The organism is Aeromonas sp. 1HA1, from assembly GCF_029237385.1.
Lineage (GTDB): Bacteria > Pseudomonadota > Gammaproteobacteria > Enterobacterales > Aeromonadaceae > Aeromonas > Aeromonas popoffii.
In genome coordinates this window covers 21091-38084 of record NZ_JAACGC010000014.1, presented here as the reverse complement: position 1 = coordinate 38084, position 16994 = coordinate 21091, and the positions used below count along the sequence as shown (strand labels likewise).

At 58.0% G+C, this 16994-nt stretch carries 18 protein-coding genes and 1 pseudogene; 6 read left to right on the top strand and 13 right to left on the bottom strand.

Annotated elements, in window-relative coordinates:
* Window positions 1-16: 16 nt before the first annotated feature.
* Together rbsD and GWQ22_RS21865 are read right to left on the bottom strand one after the other, a co-directional pair.
* Window positions 17-436 (bottom strand): D-ribose pyranase, encoded by a 420-nt coding sequence (gene rbsD, locus GWQ22_RS06980; protein WP_042037825.1) that lies wholly within the window; start codon window positions 434-436, stop codon window positions 17-19.
* A gap of 207 nt (window positions 437-643) precedes the next feature.
* A pseudogene (locus GWQ22_RS21865) lies at window positions 644-730 on the bottom strand (glutathione S-transferase); the annotation flags it as partial.
* 297 nt (window positions 731-1027) lie between these two features.
* Between GWQ22_RS21865 and GWQ22_RS06975 the strand changes: the two are divergent.
* Both GWQ22_RS06975 and GWQ22_RS06970 read left to right on the top strand, forming a co-directional pair.
* Complete coding sequence (locus GWQ22_RS06975; RefSeq protein ID WP_212513234.1) at window positions 1028-1765, top strand: hypothetical protein; 738 nt, start codon at window positions 1028-1030, stop codon at window positions 1763-1765.
* A gap of 72 nt (window positions 1766-1837) precedes the next feature.
* A complete protein-coding gene (locus GWQ22_RS06970) occupies window positions 1838-2518 on the top strand; it encodes a DUF2987 domain-containing protein (RefSeq protein ID WP_275929849.1) in 681 nt (226 codons plus the stop codon).
* 79 nt (window positions 2519-2597) lie between these two features.
* On the opposite strand, the gene ttcA is transcribed toward GWQ22_RS06970, so the two are convergent.
* The 11 genes from ttcA to ccoN all read right to left on the bottom strand — a co-directional run bounded on the left by ttcA (window position 2598) and on the right by ccoN (window position 12805).
* Window positions 2598-3506, bottom strand: coding sequence for a tRNA 2-thiocytidine(32) synthetase TtcA (ttcA, locus tag GWQ22_RS06965; protein WP_275929848.1), 909 nt, complete (start codon window positions 3504-3506; stop codon window positions 2598-2600).
* 82 nt (window positions 3507-3588) lie between these two features.
* Window positions 3589-4536 (bottom strand): universal stress protein UspE, encoded by a 948-nt coding sequence (gene uspE, locus GWQ22_RS06960; RefSeq protein WP_108535424.1) that lies wholly within the window; start codon window positions 4534-4536, stop codon window positions 3589-3591.
* Window positions 4537-4666: 130 nt separating this feature from the next.
* Window positions 4667-5422: an FNR family transcription factor gene (locus tag GWQ22_RS06955; protein WP_212513201.1), complete on the bottom strand. Its 756-nt coding sequence runs from the start codon at window positions 5420-5422 to the stop codon at window positions 4667-4669.
* A 68-nt stretch (window positions 5423-5490) separates the two neighbouring features.
* The gene (locus GWQ22_RS06950; RefSeq protein ID WP_042037816.1) at window positions 5491-6177 is read right to left on the bottom strand and encodes a sulfite exporter TauE/SafE family protein; all 687 of its coding nucleotides are present in this window, start codon (window positions 6175-6177) and stop codon (window positions 5491-5493) included.
* Window positions 6161-6349 carry a cbb3-type cytochrome oxidase assembly protein CcoS gene (gene ccoS / locus GWQ22_RS06945; RefSeq protein ID WP_042037815.1) on the bottom strand — a complete coding sequence of 63 codons (189 nt, stop codon included), beginning with the start codon at window positions 6347-6349 and terminating at the stop codon, window positions 6161-6163. The genes GWQ22_RS06950 and ccoS overlap by 17 nt, the downstream gene beginning before the upstream one ends.
* Before the next feature lie 123 nt (window positions 6350-6472).
* Window positions 6473-8869, bottom strand: a complete 2397-nt coding sequence (locus GWQ22_RS06940) for a heavy metal translocating P-type ATPase (RefSeq protein WP_275929868.1) — start codon at window positions 8867-8869, stop codon at window positions 6473-6475.
* Between the two features lie 93 nt (window positions 8870-8962).
* The gene (locus GWQ22_RS06935) at window positions 8963-9451 is read right to left on the bottom strand and encodes a FixH family protein (RefSeq protein ID WP_042037814.1); all 489 of its coding nucleotides are present in this window, start codon (window positions 9449-9451) and stop codon (window positions 8963-8965) included.
* 129 nt (window positions 9452-9580) lie between these two features.
* The gene (gene ccoP / locus GWQ22_RS06930) at window positions 9581-10558 is read right to left on the bottom strand and encodes a cytochrome-c oxidase, cbb3-type subunit III (RefSeq protein ID WP_275929847.1); all 978 of its coding nucleotides are present in this window, start codon (window positions 10556-10558) and stop codon (window positions 9581-9583) included.
* On the bottom strand, window positions 10558-10737 hold the full coding sequence (locus GWQ22_RS06925) for a CcoQ/FixQ family Cbb3-type cytochrome c oxidase assembly chaperone (protein WP_005315611.1): 180 nt from the start codon (window positions 10735-10737) through the stop codon (window positions 10558-10560). Before GWQ22_RS06925 ends, ccoP begins: the two co-directional genes overlap by 1 nt.
* Window positions 10738-10749: 12 nt before the next feature.
* Window positions 10750-11364 carry a cytochrome-c oxidase, cbb3-type subunit II gene (ccoO, locus tag GWQ22_RS06920; RefSeq protein WP_042037809.1) on the bottom strand — a complete coding sequence of 205 codons (615 nt, stop codon included), beginning with the start codon at window positions 11362-11364 and terminating at the stop codon, window positions 10750-10752.
* Between the two features lie 16 nt (window positions 11365-11380).
* Window positions 11381-12805 (bottom strand): cytochrome-c oxidase, cbb3-type subunit I, encoded by a 1425-nt coding sequence (ccoN, locus tag GWQ22_RS06915; RefSeq protein WP_275929846.1) that lies wholly within the window; start codon window positions 12803-12805, stop codon window positions 11381-11383.
* A 282-nt stretch (window positions 12806-13087) separates the two neighbouring features.
* Here ccoN and GWQ22_RS06910 point away from each other — a divergent pair, with 282 nt between their 5' ends.
* The 4 genes from GWQ22_RS06910 (at window position 13088) to prc (ending at window position 16873) form a co-directional block, all read left to right on the top strand.
* Window positions 13088-13546: a hypothetical protein gene (locus GWQ22_RS06910; RefSeq protein WP_212513198.1), complete on the top strand. Its 459-nt coding sequence runs from the start codon at window positions 13088-13090 to the stop codon at window positions 13544-13546.
* Window positions 13547-13656: 110 nt separating this feature from the next.
* The gene (locus GWQ22_RS06905) at window positions 13657-14115 is read left to right on the top strand and encodes a GAF domain-containing protein (RefSeq protein ID WP_042037805.1); all 459 of its coding nucleotides are present in this window, start codon (window positions 13657-13659) and stop codon (window positions 14113-14115) included.
* Window positions 14116-14216: 101 nt separating this feature from the next.
* Window positions 14217-14849 (top strand): RNA chaperone ProQ, encoded by a 633-nt coding sequence (proQ, locus tag GWQ22_RS06900; RefSeq protein WP_042037804.1) that lies wholly within the window; start codon window positions 14217-14219, stop codon window positions 14847-14849.
* Window positions 14850-14857: 8 nt separating this feature from the next.
* Complete coding sequence (gene prc, locus GWQ22_RS06895; RefSeq protein ID WP_275929845.1) at window positions 14858-16873, top strand: carboxy terminal-processing peptidase; 2016 nt, start codon at window positions 14858-14860, stop codon at window positions 16871-16873.
* Window positions 16874-16994 lie beyond the last annotated feature (121 nt).

The following is a 16994-nucleotide window of genomic DNA, read 5'->3' as shown; positions in this document are numbered from 1 at the left end:
GCTTCCTTGACGAGGCTTAAAACGCCACACCGGCGCAGAGAATAATATTAGCGTAGGGGGTGACCTCGCCGCTGCGCACGATCGCCTTGCTCTGACGGGAGCGGGTCTTGAACGCCTCGTGCAGGCAGTATTCGATGGTGATGGGCTTGCCTTGGGCCGCGGCGTGCGCCTCTATCTGCTCGACCAGTGCCTGATGGGCGGCGGGGCTGATCTGCTTGATCTCGCTCGCCATGATCACCTTCTCCACCACCAGATCGGTGAGCAGGGCGGTCAGCACGGTTGCAAGGCTGGGGGTGCCCGCCATCAGCGCCAGATCGATCCGCTCAGGGCCTGCCGGAATGGGCAAGCCTGCATCGCAGACCGTGATCTCGTCGGTGTGGCCCAGCTTTGCCACCAGTGCGCTCAGGGGAGCATTGAGCAATACGCCTCGTTTCATACAGCACCTCGGCAGACTCGCGTCCGCATATCTGATGTTCATCCAGGCAACCGGTTACGCAACCGGTTGCGTCATGTGAAAAAGATAGGCCCTAAGGCGCGATCGATCCACTGTGAGAGGGTAGAAATGTGAAAACGATCTCAATGCAGAGGATAGGGAAGGGGAAAAGGGTGCCAGACAGAGCACTTGCACCCACAGGTCGCGGGATCAGAGGGCTTGCTGCACACCGGGGCGTGCCCGCATCTGTTGATAGTGGGTCGCTACCTTGGGGAACTCGCCGATGGCCACGCCATCGCGCATGTGTTTGCGGCACCTTCTAGCATCCAACACTCATCGCAGCGGCGGGCCAAGGCAGAGAGGTCACCCCCACGACTGCCCCCGACGGCTGATGCAGATGGGAAGCATCATACTGGCGTGGTGATCAGATCCGGACGGAAGCTGTGTTGGCTGCGATGACGGCCCCTTATGAAATCAAAGACTTTTTGGCCAGCAGATAAGGGGAAAAACGGCTACGCATGCCGGGTCAAATCGCTATAATGTGCTCCCTGAATAGTGATTTCTCTGATGTTGGATAGTCAATTGAGTAATAAAATGCGGATCGGTGGTTCCCTCGAACAGTCCCTGAGTCAGGGATATCGTCTCGACCTCAAGGGGGTATTGCAAGAGAGTTGGCAACAGACGCGGCGCACCGGTTTCGGCCTGCTGCTGGCCATCGTCGGTGTCACAGCCATCTGGATATTGCTGAGCAATACCCTGCTGGCCCCCCACCTCAATCAGGAGGGGGGAATGGACATAGCCCTGGTGCTGAGCCTGCTTATCACCATCATGATGTCGCCCATGACCTCGTCCCTCGACATGCTGGGATTGCAGCAGTCGGTCGGTGTGCGTGCCCGCCCGAGCCAGGTTTTCGATTTCTTTCGCCACTTCCTGCGTCTCGGCAGCCTGAGTCTGCTCGGCAGTATGCTCACCAGCCTGTTTGGCCCCCTGTTTGAACTGGTGGGCCTGCCGGTGGTGCTGGCCTTCATCCCGTCTGCGTTGATCGGCATGGGATTGGTATTCTCGGTGCCGCTGGTGCTGGAGCGCGGCTTGTCGCCGGTGCAGGCCATTCTGGTGTCGCTCAAGCTGTTTGCCCGCGGCTGGCCCAGCATAGTGTTGCTGCACGGTGCCATGCTGGTACTGTTTTTCCTGGCGCTGATCCCCATGGGATTGGGCCTTATCTGGGTTGCCCCCCTCTACTTCAACTGCAAGGGGATCCTCTATCGGGATCTGTGCGGGGTCGCGGTCGAAGTGACGGAAGTGAGCGAAGGCCCCGATCATTTCAATGCCTAGCGAGTCTGAGGCCAGACGATGGCAAAGGCATATTTCAGCGCATCATGAGTGCGCAATGCAAAAGGATGGCATATGAAGAGGACTCGACTTGGCGCGGCGGCAGGCTTGCTGCTGTTGCCCACCCTGGGGTTGGCGCAGCCTTCACTGGATCTGCAGTACAGCACCTTCTACAGCCAGATGAAGACCTTCGCCAAGGGGGAGTTTGGTCACGCCAGGCTGGGCTTTTACCTGACCGATCAGCAAAATGGCCAGCGCTGCCTGCTCACCTCGGCTCGGGTCTCGACCCTGGATCGGGACGTGGCCGCCGAGGTGACGGTAGACAGCGAGCTGCGGCTGCCCTACGACGACGATCTCAATCTGGACAAGGCGACCGTGGTGGTGGGGTTGACCGACGAACACACGGCCTGCGATCTGTCAGTGCAAGTGATGGCCGATGTGCAGCCCGTGTCAGGCAGCCAGTGGGATCTCATGGTGGCTGAGGTGGTCAGGCGTCAGCAGGATATGCAAGCCCTGTTGAGTAAGCTGGCTGGCATGGTCGGCAAGTATTTCCTGCCCGAGATGGCGGGCGTGCGGGTGACTCTGATACAGCCGACTGGCACCGCCTATCTCGTCGACGGTGCCCGCCAGCAACCACTCTCCTGGCAAGGGGGGCAGCTGCTGCTCAGCAACGCGCAACTGGCAGATTTCGCCGCGGGCACGCTGCAACTGCAGGGTGACATACTGCGGTTGACCCCCTGGCTGCACAAGGAGTGAGCCAGCCGCTTGCCAGTGAGTTAAAAAAAGGAGCGCCAAGCGCTCCTTTTTTGTTGCTGCGGGCGTGTGTCTATCGTGCTTAGCGCACTTCAATCACATCCAGCATGTCCATCTCGTCGATGTCCAGCAGCGGCGCCTTGGGCAGTTCAGGCGGATCAAACGCCTTGTCACCGCCATCAATGATGCCGGAGTCACGGTTGATGCTCTTGAAGTCGAACAGTTTGTGATCGAGCAGGTGGCTCGGGATCACGTCCTGAATGGCGGTGAACATGGTCTCGATCCGGCCGGGGAAGCGGCGATCCCAATCCTGCATCATCTGCTTGATGGCCTGACGCTGCAGGTTCTCCTGCGAGCCGCACAGGTTGCAGGGGATGATGGGGAAGGCCTTGACCTCGGCATAGCGTACCAGGTCTTTCTCCTTGCAGTAGGCCAGCGGGCGGATCACCACGTTCTTGCCATCATCGCTCACCAGCTTGGGCGGCATGGATTTGAGCTTGCCACCGTAGAACATGTTGAGGAACAGGGTCTCCAGTATGTCGTCCCTGTGATGGCCGAGGGCTATCTTGGTGCAACCCAGTTCCTGGGCGGTGCGATAGAGAATGCCACGGCGCAGACGGGAGCAGAGGGCGCAGGTGGTCTTGCCTTCCGGCACCTTGTCCTTGACGATGGAATAGGTGTCTTCCTCGACGATCTTGAAGTCAACGCCCAGGGTGGTCAGGTACTCTGGCAGCACATGTTCGGGGAAACCGGGTTGTTTCTGATCCAGGTTGACGGCCACCAGATCAAAATGGATGGGGGCGCTTGCCTTCAGGCTCATCAGGATGTCGAGCATGGCGAAGCTGTCCTTGCCACCGGACAGGCACACCATGATCTTGTCGCCCTCTTCAATCATGTTGAAGTCGGCAATGGCCTGACCTACGTTGCGCCGCAGGCGCTTCTGCAGTTTGTTGAAACTGTATTTATCTTTGGCGTTCAGCTCTTCTAGCATGCTCGTAAAACCCGGGACACAAATAAGCGCGTTATTATAGCCATGTCCCGGGGGAGGGCAAGATGCCAGGATGAAAGGCGTCTTATGATTGACTGCGCCGGCGGTCTACCGGGCTGCTGTAATCGGCGGGTTTGAGGATCAGCATGTCGCAGGCGAGACGATCCACCACATGTTCGGCGGTATTACCGAGCAAGGCGGCAGAGAGGCCAGTGCGACCGACGCAGCCCATGATCATCAGAGTGGCCTGCAGGCTATCGGCCAGATCGGGCAACACCTCTTCCGGGAGACCTTCCGCCACCCGAGTCCACAGATGACTGATCCCATATTTGTCGGCATGGCTCAGCAGCAGGCTTTCATGGTGCTTGCGAATGGCATCGTTATAGGCGTTGGGATCGAACTCGGGCAGCTCGATGGCTACGTTGACCGGGGTGCCGGGATAGGTGTTGACCAAGTAGAGGTTGGAGCCGAGCAGCTCGGCGATGGCGATCCCTTCCTCCGTGATCCGCTCGTTCAGCAGTTTCTGCTCCTGATCGTCACTGGAACAATTGATGGCAGCTATGATGTTGCCGCCCCGTTGCCAGTGGCCCTCCTTGACCAGCAGGACGGGACAGGGACACTTGCGCAGCAGGTGCCAATCGGTCGGAGTGAAGATGAAGGTTTGCAGAAACGAGTGATGGTGAGTCGCCTTGACCACCAGATCGTGGCGGTTCTCCAGCACTTCCTGAATGATGCATTCGAAGGGACGATTGTGCCAGACCACCTTGATTTCGCAGTCCAGCCCCTTGGCACGGTAGGGTGTCAGAATATCGTCGAGCCATTCACGGCGCTGGGCGATCACGCCGTGGCGCATCTCTTCCCGTTCGTCCACCGACAGCATGGCGGTCATCTCGTACGAGAAGTCGTAAATGGTGAGCAACAGGGTCAGTTGAGCGCCTTCATCCAGCTCAGCCACCTTGACCGCACGTTCGAGGGCAATTTGCCGCTCTTCTTCCGGGTTGATAACGACCAGGATTTTTCGGTACTTGACCATGTTCTCCTCCTCCTTGGCAAAAATACCAATTATGGCAGACCTTTAGCCATTACAGCTTAGCTCAGGAGGAGGGAAGGAGACGTGTGCCGGATCAAAATTCAGCGTAAACCGATCCGGCAACAAAGGGAGATTAACCGCTGGGAGGACGGGTGGCGCCAGCCATGATACCGAGGGCCACATTATCCAGCACGGTAATGTACTTGCCCTTGACGCTGATGAGCTCGGACTTTTGGAAGCGGCCAAGCAAACGGCTGATGGTCTCGACGGTGAGGCCGAGGTAGTTGCCAATATCACCGCGGGTCATTGAGAGGCGAAACTCCTTGGCGGAGAAGCCACGCTCGGAGAAACGCACCGACAGATTGTGCAGGAAGGCGGCGAGGCGCTCTTCGGCATTTTTCTTGGAGAGCAGCAGTATCATCTCCTGATCGCCCATGATCTCGTTGCTCATCAGTCGCATGATCTGCTGACGTAACTTGGGCATCTTGCCGGAGAGCTCGTCGAGCACGTCGAACGGGATCTCGCACACCATGGCCGTTTCCAGCGCCTGGGCGAAGGAGGGATGGGCATGCTTATGAATAGCATCGAAACCAACCAGATCACCGGCGAGGTGGAAGGCGGTGATCTGCTCATCGCCTTGTTCCGTGATGGTGTATGACTTGATGGTCCCGGAACGGATCGCGTAGAGCGATTTCAGCTCATCGCCTGCTTTGAACAGCTCCTCACCCTTCTGGATCGGCTTCTTTCGCTCAATGATGCTGTCGAGCTGATCGAGTTCGCTGTCGTTCAGGGTGAAGGGAATGCAGAGCTGGCTGATGCTGCAATCCTGGCAATGAATTGCACAGCCACCGCTCTGAATACGTCTGCCAGGTTTCTTTTCCGGGATCATAGGCTCATACGAATAATTGATTTATATCAAACAAGTTTACCATCAACTCATCCGTTTTGGATAGGGTTTCAAAAGGACGCAATCCCTATCCAGAGCGTATGAAGCCCATACGCGATGAGCAAAACAGCGCCGCCCTGGCGCAAACTGCGCAGTGTCAACCAGTAGCGCAGGCGGTCTGCCAGCCCCCCCAGTGCAAACAGTGTCGGCAGGGTCCCTATACCGAAACTGAGCATGATGAGTGCACCGCTACCGGCGGAACCCGCCGCCGCACTCCAGGTCAGCATGGAGTAGACCAGGCCACAGGGCAGCCAGCCCCACACCATACCAAAGGGAAAGGCCTGCCAGGCCGAGGTGAAGGGGAGAAACTTGCCCGCCAGCGGTTTGATGTGAGGCCAGAGTCGGGCGCCGATGCGCTCAAGCAGCAATATGCCCTGCCACCAGCCGGCGAGGTAGAGACCGAGCGCTATCATCAAGAGCGCGGCCACCAGCCGCAAGCCGGCGATAGCGTGCTTGCCTGCACCCAGTTCGCTGGTCGTGGCCAGCAGGCCTCCCACCAGAGCTCCGGCTAACACATAGCTGAGGATCCGGCCCAGGTTGTAGTTGAGCAGGTAACCGAGCCGGCCCCAGAAGTGCTGCTGCTCGGGGGGGATGGCCATGGAGAGAGCGGCCGAGACGCCGCCACACATGCCGATGCAGTGGCCTGAACCCGCCAGCCCCACCAGCAGGGCCCCGATAAGATCAAGGCTGGCGGTCATCGGATGTATGCTCGCTGGTTTTCTGGGCGGGGCAGTCTTCATCGAACAGGATATTGGAGCCCTGGCGGTCGAGATCTTCAAACTGTTCGGAGCGAATGGCCCAGAAGAAGAGGGCGCCGGCGATGATGACAAACAGGATGGCGATGGGGATCAGGACGAAGATGATGTTCATGGTGCAAGCCTTGCGATGAGAGTGGTCATGGTATATCCGTTGGTGGCCTGGGACCCGGCGAGCCCGGCAAACGCGGGCTCCTTTTTATCGTGTGTTTATCGTGCGAATGCATGCGCCCATGGCTCAGCGATTGAGCCGCATGGAGTTGGTGACCACGATGAGGGAGCTCAGAGACATGCCCGCCGCCGCCACATAGGGTGGCAACCAGCCGCTGGCCGCGAGCGGTAGCACCAGCAGGTTGTAGCCAATGGACCAGGCGAAGTTCTCCTGGATGATCTTGCGGGTGCGAATGGCCAGGGTGCGCGCTTCCAGCAGGCGGGAGAGATCGTCGGCCAGCAGTATGGCATCGGCGCTGTTCTTGGCCAGATCCGTGCCGCCTGCCATGGCGAAGGAGGCGTGGGCACCGGCCAGCACGGGGGCATCGTTGATGCCATCCCCCACCATGATGTTGATATCGCCGCGGGCCTCATGTTCCTTGAGATAGGCCAGCTTGCCATCCGGCGTGACCCCTTTTACCAGTTCATCGACCCCGAGTTCGCGGGCCACCTCGTCGGCCTGGGCCGAGCTGTCACCCGTGAGTATGGTGGTCTGCAGACCGGCGGCCTTGAAAGCCTGGATCAGCGCCCTGGCATCCGGGCGCAATGTATCTGCCAGGATGAAACGGGCCAGCAGCCTGGATTCATCGGCCAGATAGATGGCAAGGCCCTGACTGGCCGTCTGCCCGGCGGGCAGGGATAGCCAGCGTGCGCTGCCGATACGGTAATGTTGGCCTGCGATCTTGCCCTGAATGCCGTGACCTATGACGGGCATCACCTCGCTTGCCGCCAGCAACACAGCTTCGTCCGCCGCCTTGCTGCGAAAGGCGCGAGCGATGGGATGTTCTGAGTAGGCTTCCAGCGCGCGGGCGATGGAGAGGCACTGGGCCTCGCTCAGCTCGGCCAGCGCCGTGGTGCTGATCAGGCTGATGTTGCCTGTGGTCAGGGTGCCTGTTTTGTCCATCACGATCCGGTTAGCCTTGGTCAGCACGTCCAGCACATGGCCACGGCGCAGCAGAATGCCGTTGCGGGTCAGATTGGCGGTGGCCGAAGTGAGCGCAGTCGGCGTGGCCAGCGACAGGGCGCAGGGGCAGGTGGCAACCAGCACGGCCAGGGTGACCCAGAAGGCCTGCTCCGGCTGATGGAAGTGCCAGAAGGTCCAGACCGCAGCGGCAATGATCAGCAGCACCAGAATAAAGTGGCGCGACAGCTGATCCGCCATCTGTGCGATGGCCGGTTTGTCATCGAGGGCATGATCCTGCAGTCGCATGATCTGGGCGATGCGCGACTCCTCGATACGGTGGCTGACCCGGATCTGGAGCGGTGCATCCGTGTTGATGGTACCGGCATAAACGCTGTCACCCACCTGCTTGAGCAGCGGCAACTGTTCACCGGTCAGCATGGATTCATTAAGACTGGCCTGTCCCTCGACGATGAGACCATCGGCCGGCAGGGTGGCGCCGGCCAGTACCCGTATCCTGTCTCCCACCTGCAGCATCTTGGCGGCTACCTCATGCTCGCCATCTTCATCGATGCGCGTGGCCATGATGGGCACCAGCCGCGCCAGGTTGGAGCTGGACTCGGATGCCTTGCGCCGGGCCCGTAACTCCAGAAAACGTCCCAGCAGCAAGAAGAAGACGAACATGGTGATGGAGTCGAAATAGACCTCACCGGTGTTGAAGACGGTGGCCCACATGGAGGCGACGAAGGCGCCAATCAGTGCCAGCGATACCGACACGTCCATGGAGAGGTGGCCCTGTTTCAGGCTGCGCCAGGCTCCCACGTAAAATGGCTGGGCCGAATAGATCATGATGGGGGTTGAGAGCAAGAGGCTGATCCACTTGAAGTAGACCATGAACTCATCCTCGACGCTGATGAAGAGATCCATGTAGAGCGCCACGGCGCACATCATCACCTGCATTGACCCCAAGCCCGCCAGTGCCAGCCGGAACATGTAGCTGCGCACTTCTTTGGCGTAGAGCGCTTCTTGGGTGTGGGTCTGGAATGGGTAGGCACGATAGCCTATTTTGGCGAACCCCTTGAGGATGTCGCTCAAGGCAAGCCTGTCCGGATCCCACTTGATGCGCGCACGGTGGGTGGTGGTATTGACGTTGATGTAATGCAGGCCGGCAAGGCCTGTCAGATGACGCTCGATGAGCCAGGCGCAGGCGGCGCAAGTTAGCCCTTCCACGCTGAGCAGGATCTCTCGCATCCTGTGGCTGCCCGTGCCGCTGTCGGTGACGAAATCCTGCTGTACCTCGGTCAGATCGTAGTGGGTGAGGGCAGCCAGCTCTTGCGGGACCAGTTCACCCTTGATACCGGGCGCTGTGCGGTGATCGTAATAGCTGGAGAGGCCACACTCCATGATGGTTTCTGCCACCGCCTGACAGCCGGGACAGCACATGGGTTGGACTATGCCCTTGATCTCGAGTGCATAGCGACTGCCGGCGGGAACCGGCTCACCGCAATGGAAACAAGCGTTGATGGCGTCTTGCCCCGGGAGGCAAGGTGAGCGATCGAGGCATGGGGCGTGCTGGCGGGAAGCTGCGTCGCCAGGGTGAAAACCGCCAGTCATGGCTTAACGTCCTTTGGGATCGAGTTCTACGGGCGCCTTGGTCGGGAGCTGGACCGTCTCTTGCAGACGCCATTCGTGATTGAGGGCATCGACCCGGATATGCCATTTCCCATTCAATGGTTTATCGAGCGGCAGGCGATAGACGCCGCTGGCGTCAGCCGTCACCATGTGCTCGCTGTCCATGCCGGCCAGGGTCGGATGGAACAGGGAAAGGTAGAGGGCCTGACCGGGGGCAATCTCTCCCGAGAGGGGTTTGAGGGTCAGCTCCTTGTCATTCACTTCCAGCGCGATGTGAATGTTGAGGGCTTCGGAGCGACGGAACTTGCTCAGGTCCTGATTAATCTCTTTGCCTTGCTTGTAATAGTCTTCGGCGACCAGGTTGACGCCATCCTTGCTGGCGATGATGCCAGTGCTGATGCTGGCGATCACGGCGGCGGCCGGGAGGGTGATGATGAACCAGGGCCAAAATTGGCGATACCAGGGTTGGGACATAGTGAGTGCTACCGAAACGTATGATTAACAGAATGGAGGCTTTCCAGCCAACACAAGATAACAAAAAGCCTCGAAGAGTCGAGGCTTTTTGCTGAGTAATCACGTGCTTATCACATGTTACAGCTTATTTTACATGTTGTTGTGGGACAAACTATAAACGTAGGAGGCGAGCAGGTGCACCTTGTCTTCACCCAGAATGTCCCTCCAGGCTGGCATGACGCCGTGACGACCGTGGGTGATGGTCTGCTCGACCACCTGACGGGAACCGCCATACAGCCAGATGTTGTTGGTCAGATCCGGTGCCCCGACGGCGATACCGCCCTTGGCATCGGCCCCGTGGCAGGCTGCGCAGATAGCAAAGCGGGCTTCACCTTTCTTCGCTTCCACCAGATCGACCTTGCGACCGGAGAGGCTCAACACATAGGAGGCCACTTCCTGAACGCCATCCTTGCCGAGGATTTCACCCCAGGCCGCCATCACACCATGACGACCGTCCATGATGGTGGTCTTGATCTGATCCGGTTGACCACCCCATTGCCATTCGCTGTCGGTCAGGTTCGGGAAACCGCGACCGCCGCGGGCATCGGAACCGTGGCACTGGGAGCAGTTCTGCAGGAACAGACGCTGACCCACCTTGCGCGCTTCTGGATCGGCGGCGATCTCTTCAATGGCGCGATAGGTCTTGCCATCGGCCTGATAGGCCAGCTCTCGGAACTTGGCGCCGTAGATCTCGTCAGCCTTGAGCAGTTCGCGGTCAAACTCCACCGCCCGACCTTCAGCCTTGGCGGAGGCCGCCGCAGCCTTGGACTCGGCCAGCGAGCGAACATCCTGGTTGGAGCTCTGCCAGGCCAGCAGACCCTTCCAGTTACCCAGCCCCGGGAAGGCCAGCAGATAGAGCAGACCGGTGACGATGAAGAAGAAGAACATGTAGGTCCACCACTTCGGCAGCGGGTTGTTGATCTCTTCGATACCGTCGAAGGAGTGTCCCATGGACTGGCCCTCCTCCACGCCCATTTTGTCGCGCAAGCACCACACCAGTAGCAAGAAGCAGCCAAGTATGGTCCCCAGGCTGAGGACGGTCACAAAAATGCTAAACAAAGTGCTCATTATTGTTTCGCTCCTGCGTTCTTGTTATCAGCACCGGGTTGCTCGTCGTCGGCAAACACCAAGTTGGCAGCCTCGTCGAAAGAGGCCTTGCGGCGCTTGCTGTATGCCCAGACGATGATGCCGATCATGATGGCCATCAACAGCAGGGTATAAAGGCCGCGAAATGTGCCGTAATCCATATCCTGACTCCTTTATTTCAGGGCATGACCCAGTGATTGCAGATAGGCTACCAGCGCATCCAGTTCGGTTTTGCCCTTAACGGCTTCAGCTGCACCCTGGATGTCAGCGTCGCTGTAAGGCACGCCGAAGTGATCCCGGAACAGCGCCAGTTTCTTCCCGGTCAGTTCACCGGTCAGGACATTGGTGTCGAGCCAGGGGAAGGACGGCATATTGGACTCGGGTACCACATCGCGCGGGTTGATCAGGTGAGCGCGGTGCCAGTCGTCTGAATAGCGACCGCCCACACGGGCCAGATCCGGGCCGGTACGCTTGGAGCCCCAAAGGAAGGGGTGTTCCCACACGCTTTCACCCGCGACCGAGTAGTGGCCGTAACGCTCAATTTCGGCGCGAAGCGGACGGATCATCTGGCTGTGACAAACGGAGCAGCCTTCGCGGATAAAGATATCGCGGCCTTCCATCTGCAGGGCAGAGTAGGGCAGGAGGCCCTCTACCGGCTCAGTGGTCTGCTTTTGGAAGAACAGGGGGGTGATTTCGACCAGGCCCCCCAGGCTGATGGCAAATATGATGCCGACCACCAGCATGGGGACGCTCTTTTCAAAGATCTCGTGACGGTTTTTGTTGCTCATGCGTTGACCTCTTCAATCATGCTGGCTGTGCGACAGGTTCCAGGGAACCCTTGGGCGCAGTGATGGTGCGATAGGCGTTGTAGGCCATCAGCAACATACCGGTGACAAAGAAGCAGCCACCCAGGAAGCGCACGAAGTAGAAGGGATAAGAGGCCTGCAGCGATTCCACGAAGCTGTAGGTCAGGGTGCCGTCGTCGTTGACCGCACGCCACATCAGACCCTGCATCACGCCGGAAATCCACATGGATACGATGTAGAGCACTGTGCCCACAGTGGCCAGCCAGAAGTGCACGTTGATCAAGCGGATGCTGTACATGCGCCCCTGATCGAACAGGTTCGGGATCAGGTGATACACGGCGCCGATGGATACCATGGCAACCCAACCCAGTGCGCCTGAGTGGACGTGACCTACGGTCCAGTCGGTGTAGTGGGAGAGGGCGTTGACCGTCTTGATCGCCATCATGGGGCCTTCGAAGGTGGACATGCCGTAGAACGACAGGGACACGACCAGGAAGCGCAGAATGGGGTCATAACGCAGTTTGTGCCAGGCGCCGGAGAGGGTCATGATGCCGTTGATCATGCCACCCCAGGAGGGGACGAACAGGATCAGGGACATGACCATGCCCAGCGACTGGGCCCAGTCAGGCAGCGCGGTATAGTGCAGGTGGTGCGGACCGGCCCATATATAGAGGGAGATCAGCGCCCAGAAGTGCACGATGGAGAGGCGGTAGGAGTAAACCGGACGACCCGCCTGCTTGGGCACGAAGTAGTACATCATCCCGAGGAAGCCGGCGGTCAGCAGAAAGCCTACCGCGTTGTGGCCATACCACCACTGCACCATGGCATCCATGACACCGGAATACATGGAGTAGGACTTCATGCCGGAAAGTGGCACTGCCATGCTATTGACGATGTGGAGCACGGCCACCGTGATGATGAAGGCGCCAAAGAACCAGTTCGCCACATAGATGTGGGAGGTGGTACGTTTGACCAGGGTGCCGAAGAAAACGATGGCGTAGGCGACCCAGACGATGGCGATGGCGATATCGATCGGCCATTCCAGCTCTGCGTACTCCTTGGAGGTGGTGTATCCCAGCGGCAGCGAAATGGCGGCAGACAGGATGATTGCCTGCCAGCCCCAGAAAACGAAGGTCGCCAGGGGGCCACCAAACAGTCTGGTTTGACAGGTGCGTTGCACCACGTAAAAGGAGGTGGCCATCAGTGCGCTGACGCCGAAGGCGAAGATCACTGCGTTGGTATGGAGGGGCCGCAGACGACTGTAAGTCAGCCACGGGGTCTCGAAGTTGAGGGCAGGCCAGATCAACTGGGCTGCGATCAGTACGCCAACCGACATGCCGACAATTCCCCAGACAATCGTCATGACGGTGAACTGGCGAACAACGGTGTAGTTGTACTCAGGATGGTTAGTTATATGGCTCATCGTTGTATTCCGCTTCCGATGCTGCTGTTGTTTGATTTTTTGTCCAGTGACATGGACCGACATCATTGGCTACTGCCAACCTTCCGTTAACAACTGTTAATAAAAGGAAAAGCAAAAAGTAGCTAAATGAAAATTCGTTGGGAATGATACTGAAGTGACAGGTAAAATAACAGTATAAACAGTGATATATTTGGCTCCGACTGGTCTCGCCTGCTCAATTATTTACCTTGCGCGAGATCACGAAAATGTCATTTTTAAGGCATCTTAAAAGGTTGTTTTTTCATGAAAGAGAGACTCACTTCACGCAAAATTGCCCACTTGGCGATCGTTCTGGCCATTTTGCTCGGATTGGTCGCTTATCGAACCTGGTTTGGCGGGGGGCAGACGGCGGTGGCAGGGGCAGAAAAAGATCAGATTTGTGATCTGTCCCACGCCTCCTGCAGCCTGTTGGTGGGCGACAAACCGATGACCGTCAGCGTCGCCTCCTTGCCGGTGCAGGCCGAACATGACTTCGTGATACTGCTTCAGGGGGGGGATCCCGCCTTGAAACCGGTGAAAGCCTGGTTGGAGGGACGAGACATGTTCATGGGCACCATACCGGTCAGTTTCGCGCCTGCTGATCGCGGCTGGCAGGGGTCGACCCTGGTGGGTTCCTGCACCTCGGCAGTGATGGTCTGGCTGCTCAATATCGAGTGGAACAATGGCCAGCGCCAGCAGTTGGCACTCTCGGTCAGTCGTTGAATGACTGCCTTTATGAAGAAAAGGAGGGGGGTGAAGGTGAAAATAGATTTGAAATTTTCAGGCAGGGCGTTACCTTGCACAGATTATCAGGGAGTGAAGTTCATTTAATCATGATTGAAAAACAACCGTTTTATCGCACCCTCAACCAGCAGGCCAAGGCGTTGCTGGAGGGGGAAACCGATCTGATTGCCAATCTGGCCAACCTGTCCGCGCTGCTTAATCAGGAGCTGGCCGAGATCAACTGGGTGGGTTTTTACCTGTTGCAGGGAGATACCCTGGTGCTCGGTCCGTTCCAGGGCAAACCGGCCTGCGTACGTATTCCGGTCGGCCGTGGGGTATGCGGCACTGCGGTTGCTGAGGGGCAAACCCAGCTCATTGACGATGTGCATCAATTTGAAGGGCATATCGCTTGCGATGGCGCCAGCAACTCGGAAATCGTGATCCCGGTGCGCCGTGGTGGCGAGATCATTGGCGTGCTGGATATCGATAGCCCAATTTTCAACCGTTTTGACGCAGAAGACCGGATTGGGCTGGAAGAAACGGTGCAAATTTTGGAAAGCATGCTCTAAGTCATTGCTTGATGGTTCGCAAAAGGCCCCAAGCTCTCTATAATGGGGCCTTTGTTGTGCTCGGGCGTGCCCGCGCGTTTATATGAAAGCCAAGGTTATACATGGAAAACACTGAGAAGCTGAAGAACAGTAAAGAGATCGTTGCCTACCTGGTCGAGAAATTCCCGGCCTGCTTCATCGCTGAAGGAGAGGCCAAGCCACTCAAGATTGGCATCTTCCAGGATTTGGCCGAGCGTCTTGCTGACGACGCCAGAGTATCCAAGACCATGCTGCGCTCTGCACTGCGTCAATACACCTCCAGCTGGCGTTACCTGCATGGCCTCAAGGCTGGCCAGGCCCGTGTCGATCTGGACGGAAATCCGGGTGAACTGCTCACCGAAGAGCACATCGAACATGCCAAGCAAGCCCTGAAAGAGAGCAAAGAGCGCGTCTTTGCCAGCCGTCGTACCAATACCAAAGAAGAGAAGGCCAAGCAGCCCCGTCGTCCTGCCCCGCGCAAGGCTGATGCTGTCGCCAAATCTGACAAGCCCAAAGCCGCACCCAAGGCCCCCGTTGCCGATGCGCCGCTGGTGAAGGTCGATGCTGCTAATCTGAAAGTGGATCAAGGCGTCAGGGTCGTGCTGGGCAAGTCTCCTGTACCGGCGACCATCAAGGAAGTGACCAAGGATGACGTTCAGGTCCAACTGCAGACCGGCATGATGCTGCGGGTCAAATTTGAGCATCTGGTTCTCTAAGGAGACAAATGTTGAAGCATGGCGTAATTCGTTTTTCCCTCGTTGCCTGTAGCCTGGCGCTTGCCGGGCTTGCACAGGCCATCGAGCCGGTGCTCAAGGAAAGTGATTTGCCTGTGTTGGCTCAAGAGAGCCAACATGCTACGGCTAGCAAGCGAATTGCCAATCTGTTTACCCGCTCGCATTACAAGCAGTTCAAGCTGGACGATACCTTTTCCTCCGTGATTTACGACAAGTATCTGGAGAATCTGGACTACAGCAGAAACCTGTTTTTGGCCTCTGATATCAGCCGCTTTGAAAAGTACCGTAACGGTTTTGACACCGACTTCGAAAGAGGACGGCTGGCACCTGCCTACGAGATGTTCAATCTGAGTCAGCAGCGGCGTTATGAGCGGTTCGAATACGCCCTCAAACTGCTCGATACTCCTTTCGATTTTACCCAGCCCGACAATTACATCTTTGATCGGGAAGGGGTGGCTTGGCCCAAAGACGAAGCAGAACTCAACGAGTTGTGGCGTCAGCGGGTCAAGTTCGATGCCCTGAGCCTCAAGCTCAGTGGCAAGGAGTGGCCCGAGATCAAGGAGTTGCTTGGCAAGCGTTACAACAATGCCATCAAGCGGATGTCCCAGACCGAGAGCGAGGACGTGTTCCAGCTGTTCATGAACTCCTTCGCTCGTGCCATCGAGCCGCACACCAGTTATCTCTCCCCGCGCAATGCCGATCGCTTCAACACCGAGATGAACCTCTCGCTGGAAGGCATAGGTGCCGTGTTGCAGGCGGATGATGATTTCACCGTGATTCGCTCCCTGGTACCGGGTGGCCCGGCCGCCAAGTCCAATCACCTCAAGCCCGATGACAAGATAACCGGGGTAGGGCAGGACGATGGCAAGATTGTCGATGTGATCGGCTGGCGTCTCGATGACGTGGTCGAACTCATCAAGGGGCCAAAAGGCAGCAAGGTGAAGCTGGAGATCCAGCGCGGCAAAGGCGCGACCGTCAAGACCGAGCAGATCGAGCTGACCCGCGACAAGGTGCGCCTGGAAGACAGAGCCGCCAAGTCCAAGGTGATTCACGCCGAAGGCAAGAAGATTGGCGTTATCGAGATCCCGAGTTTCTACGTCAATCTGCACGACGACGTGATCAAGGAGCTCTCCAGCCTGAACAAGCAGAATATCGATGGCCTGATCATCGATCTGCGCGGTAACGGTGGTGGTGCGTTGACCGAAGCCTCTGCCCTGAGCGGTCTCTTCTTCGCCAGCGGTCCCGTGGTGCAAATTCGTGATCACATGGGCCGCATCACGGTCAATGGCGATGACGATGGCAACGTCTACTACGGCGGCCCCATGTCGGTGATGATTGACCGCTACAGTGCCTCGGCCTCCGAGATTTTCGCAGCTGCCATGCAGGATTATGGCCGCGCCCTGATCCTGGGTGAAAACTCGTTCGGCAAGGGCACAGTGCAGCAGCATCGCAGCCTCGCCAAGGTCTATGACTTCTACGAGCAGCCACTGGGTCACGTGCAGTACACCATCGCCAAGTTCTACCGGATCGACGGTGGCAGCACCCAGAACAAGGGCGTGGCACCTGACATCCGCTTCCCCACAGCGGTCGCCCCGGAAGAGACGGGCGAGAGCCGTGAGTTCAACGCGCTGCCGTGGGACAAGATAGCCTCGGCCAGCTACGAGAAGCTCGGTAACTTCGTCAGTGTGTTGCCCAAGCTACAGTCGGCGCACGATGCGCGGATCACCAAGGATCCCGAGTTTGCCTATGTGATGCAGGACATCGCCGACTACAAGGAGGAGAAGGACAAGAAGTCGGTCTCCCTCAACGAGGCGGAGCGTCTGGCTGATCAGGCCAAACAGGACGAGAAGGCGCTGACGCGCACCAATGAGCGCCTGGCTCGCCTTGGCAAGCCTGCGGTGAAGAGTCTCGACGAGTTGCCGGCGGATTTTGAAGCCCCCGACGAGTATCTGGTTGAGGCTGCCAATATCACGGCGGATCTGGCCAGACTCAGCAAGCAGGGCTGACGTTGGTTTGTGAAAAAGCATGTATACAAGGGCGACTCAGGTCGCCCTTTCTTTTGGCTGAATGCAAACTATTTGACCCTGCCAACCGGTTGTGACAGCCTCTGACACGTCAATTACAAGC

Coding starts and splice junctions, on each gene's coding strand:
- proQ (WP_042037804.1), top strand. CDS start 14,217: ATGGAAAACACTGAGAAGCTGAAGAACAGTAAAGAGATCGTTGCCTAC.
- ccoO (WP_042037809.1), bottom strand. CDS start 11,364: ATGAGCAACAAAAACCGTCACGAGATCTTTGAAAAGAGCGTCCCCATG.
- GWQ22_RS06925 (WP_005315611.1), bottom strand. CDS start 10,737: ATGGATTACGGCACATTTCGCGGCCTTTATACCCTGCTGTTGATGGCC.
- ccoS (WP_042037815.1), bottom strand. CDS start 6,349: ATGAACATCATCTTCGTCCTGATCCCCATCGCCATCCTGTTTGTCATC.
- GWQ22_RS06950 (WP_042037816.1), bottom strand. CDS start 6,177: ATGACCGCCAGCCTTGATCTTATCGGGGCCCTGCTGGTGGGGCTGGCG.
- GWQ22_RS06970 (WP_275929849.1), top strand. CDS start 1,838: ATGAAGAGGACTCGACTTGGCGCGGCGGCAGGCTTGCTGCTGTTGCCC.
- GWQ22_RS06935 (WP_042037814.1), bottom strand. CDS start 9,451: ATGTCCCAACCCTGGTATCGCCAATTTTGGCCCTGGTTCATCATCACC.
- GWQ22_RS06910 (WP_212513198.1), top strand. CDS start 13,088: ATGAAAGAGAGACTCACTTCACGCAAAATTGCCCACTTGGCGATCGTT.
- ttcA (WP_275929848.1), bottom strand. CDS start 3,506: ATGCTAGAAGAGCTGAACGCCAAAGATAAATACAGTTTCAACAAACTG.
- rbsD (WP_042037825.1), bottom strand. CDS start 436: ATGAAACGAGGCGTATTGCTCAATGCTCCCCTGAGCGCACTGGTGGCA.
- prc (WP_275929845.1), top strand. CDS start 14,858: ATGTTGAAGCATGGCGTAATTCGTTTTTCCCTCGTTGCCTGTAGCCTG.
- ccoN (WP_275929846.1), bottom strand. CDS start 12,805: ATGAGCCATATAACTAACCATCCTGAGTACAACTACACCGTTGTTCGC.
- ccoP (WP_275929847.1), bottom strand. CDS start 10,558: ATGAGCACTTTGTTTAGCATTTTTGTGACCGTCCTCAGCCTGGGGACC.
- GWQ22_RS06955 (WP_212513201.1), bottom strand. CDS start 5,422: ATGATCCCGGAAAAGAAACCTGGCAGACGTATTCAGAGCGGTGGCTGT.
- uspE (WP_108535424.1), bottom strand. CDS start 4,536: ATGGTCAAGTACCGAAAAATCCTGGTCGTTATCAACCCGGAAGAAGAG.
- GWQ22_RS06975 (WP_212513234.1), top strand. CDS start 1,028: ATGCGGATCGGTGGTTCCCTCGAACAGTCCCTGAGTCAGGGATATCGT.
- GWQ22_RS06905 (WP_042037805.1), top strand. CDS start 13,657: ATGATTGAAAAACAACCGTTTTATCGCACCCTCAACCAGCAGGCCAAG.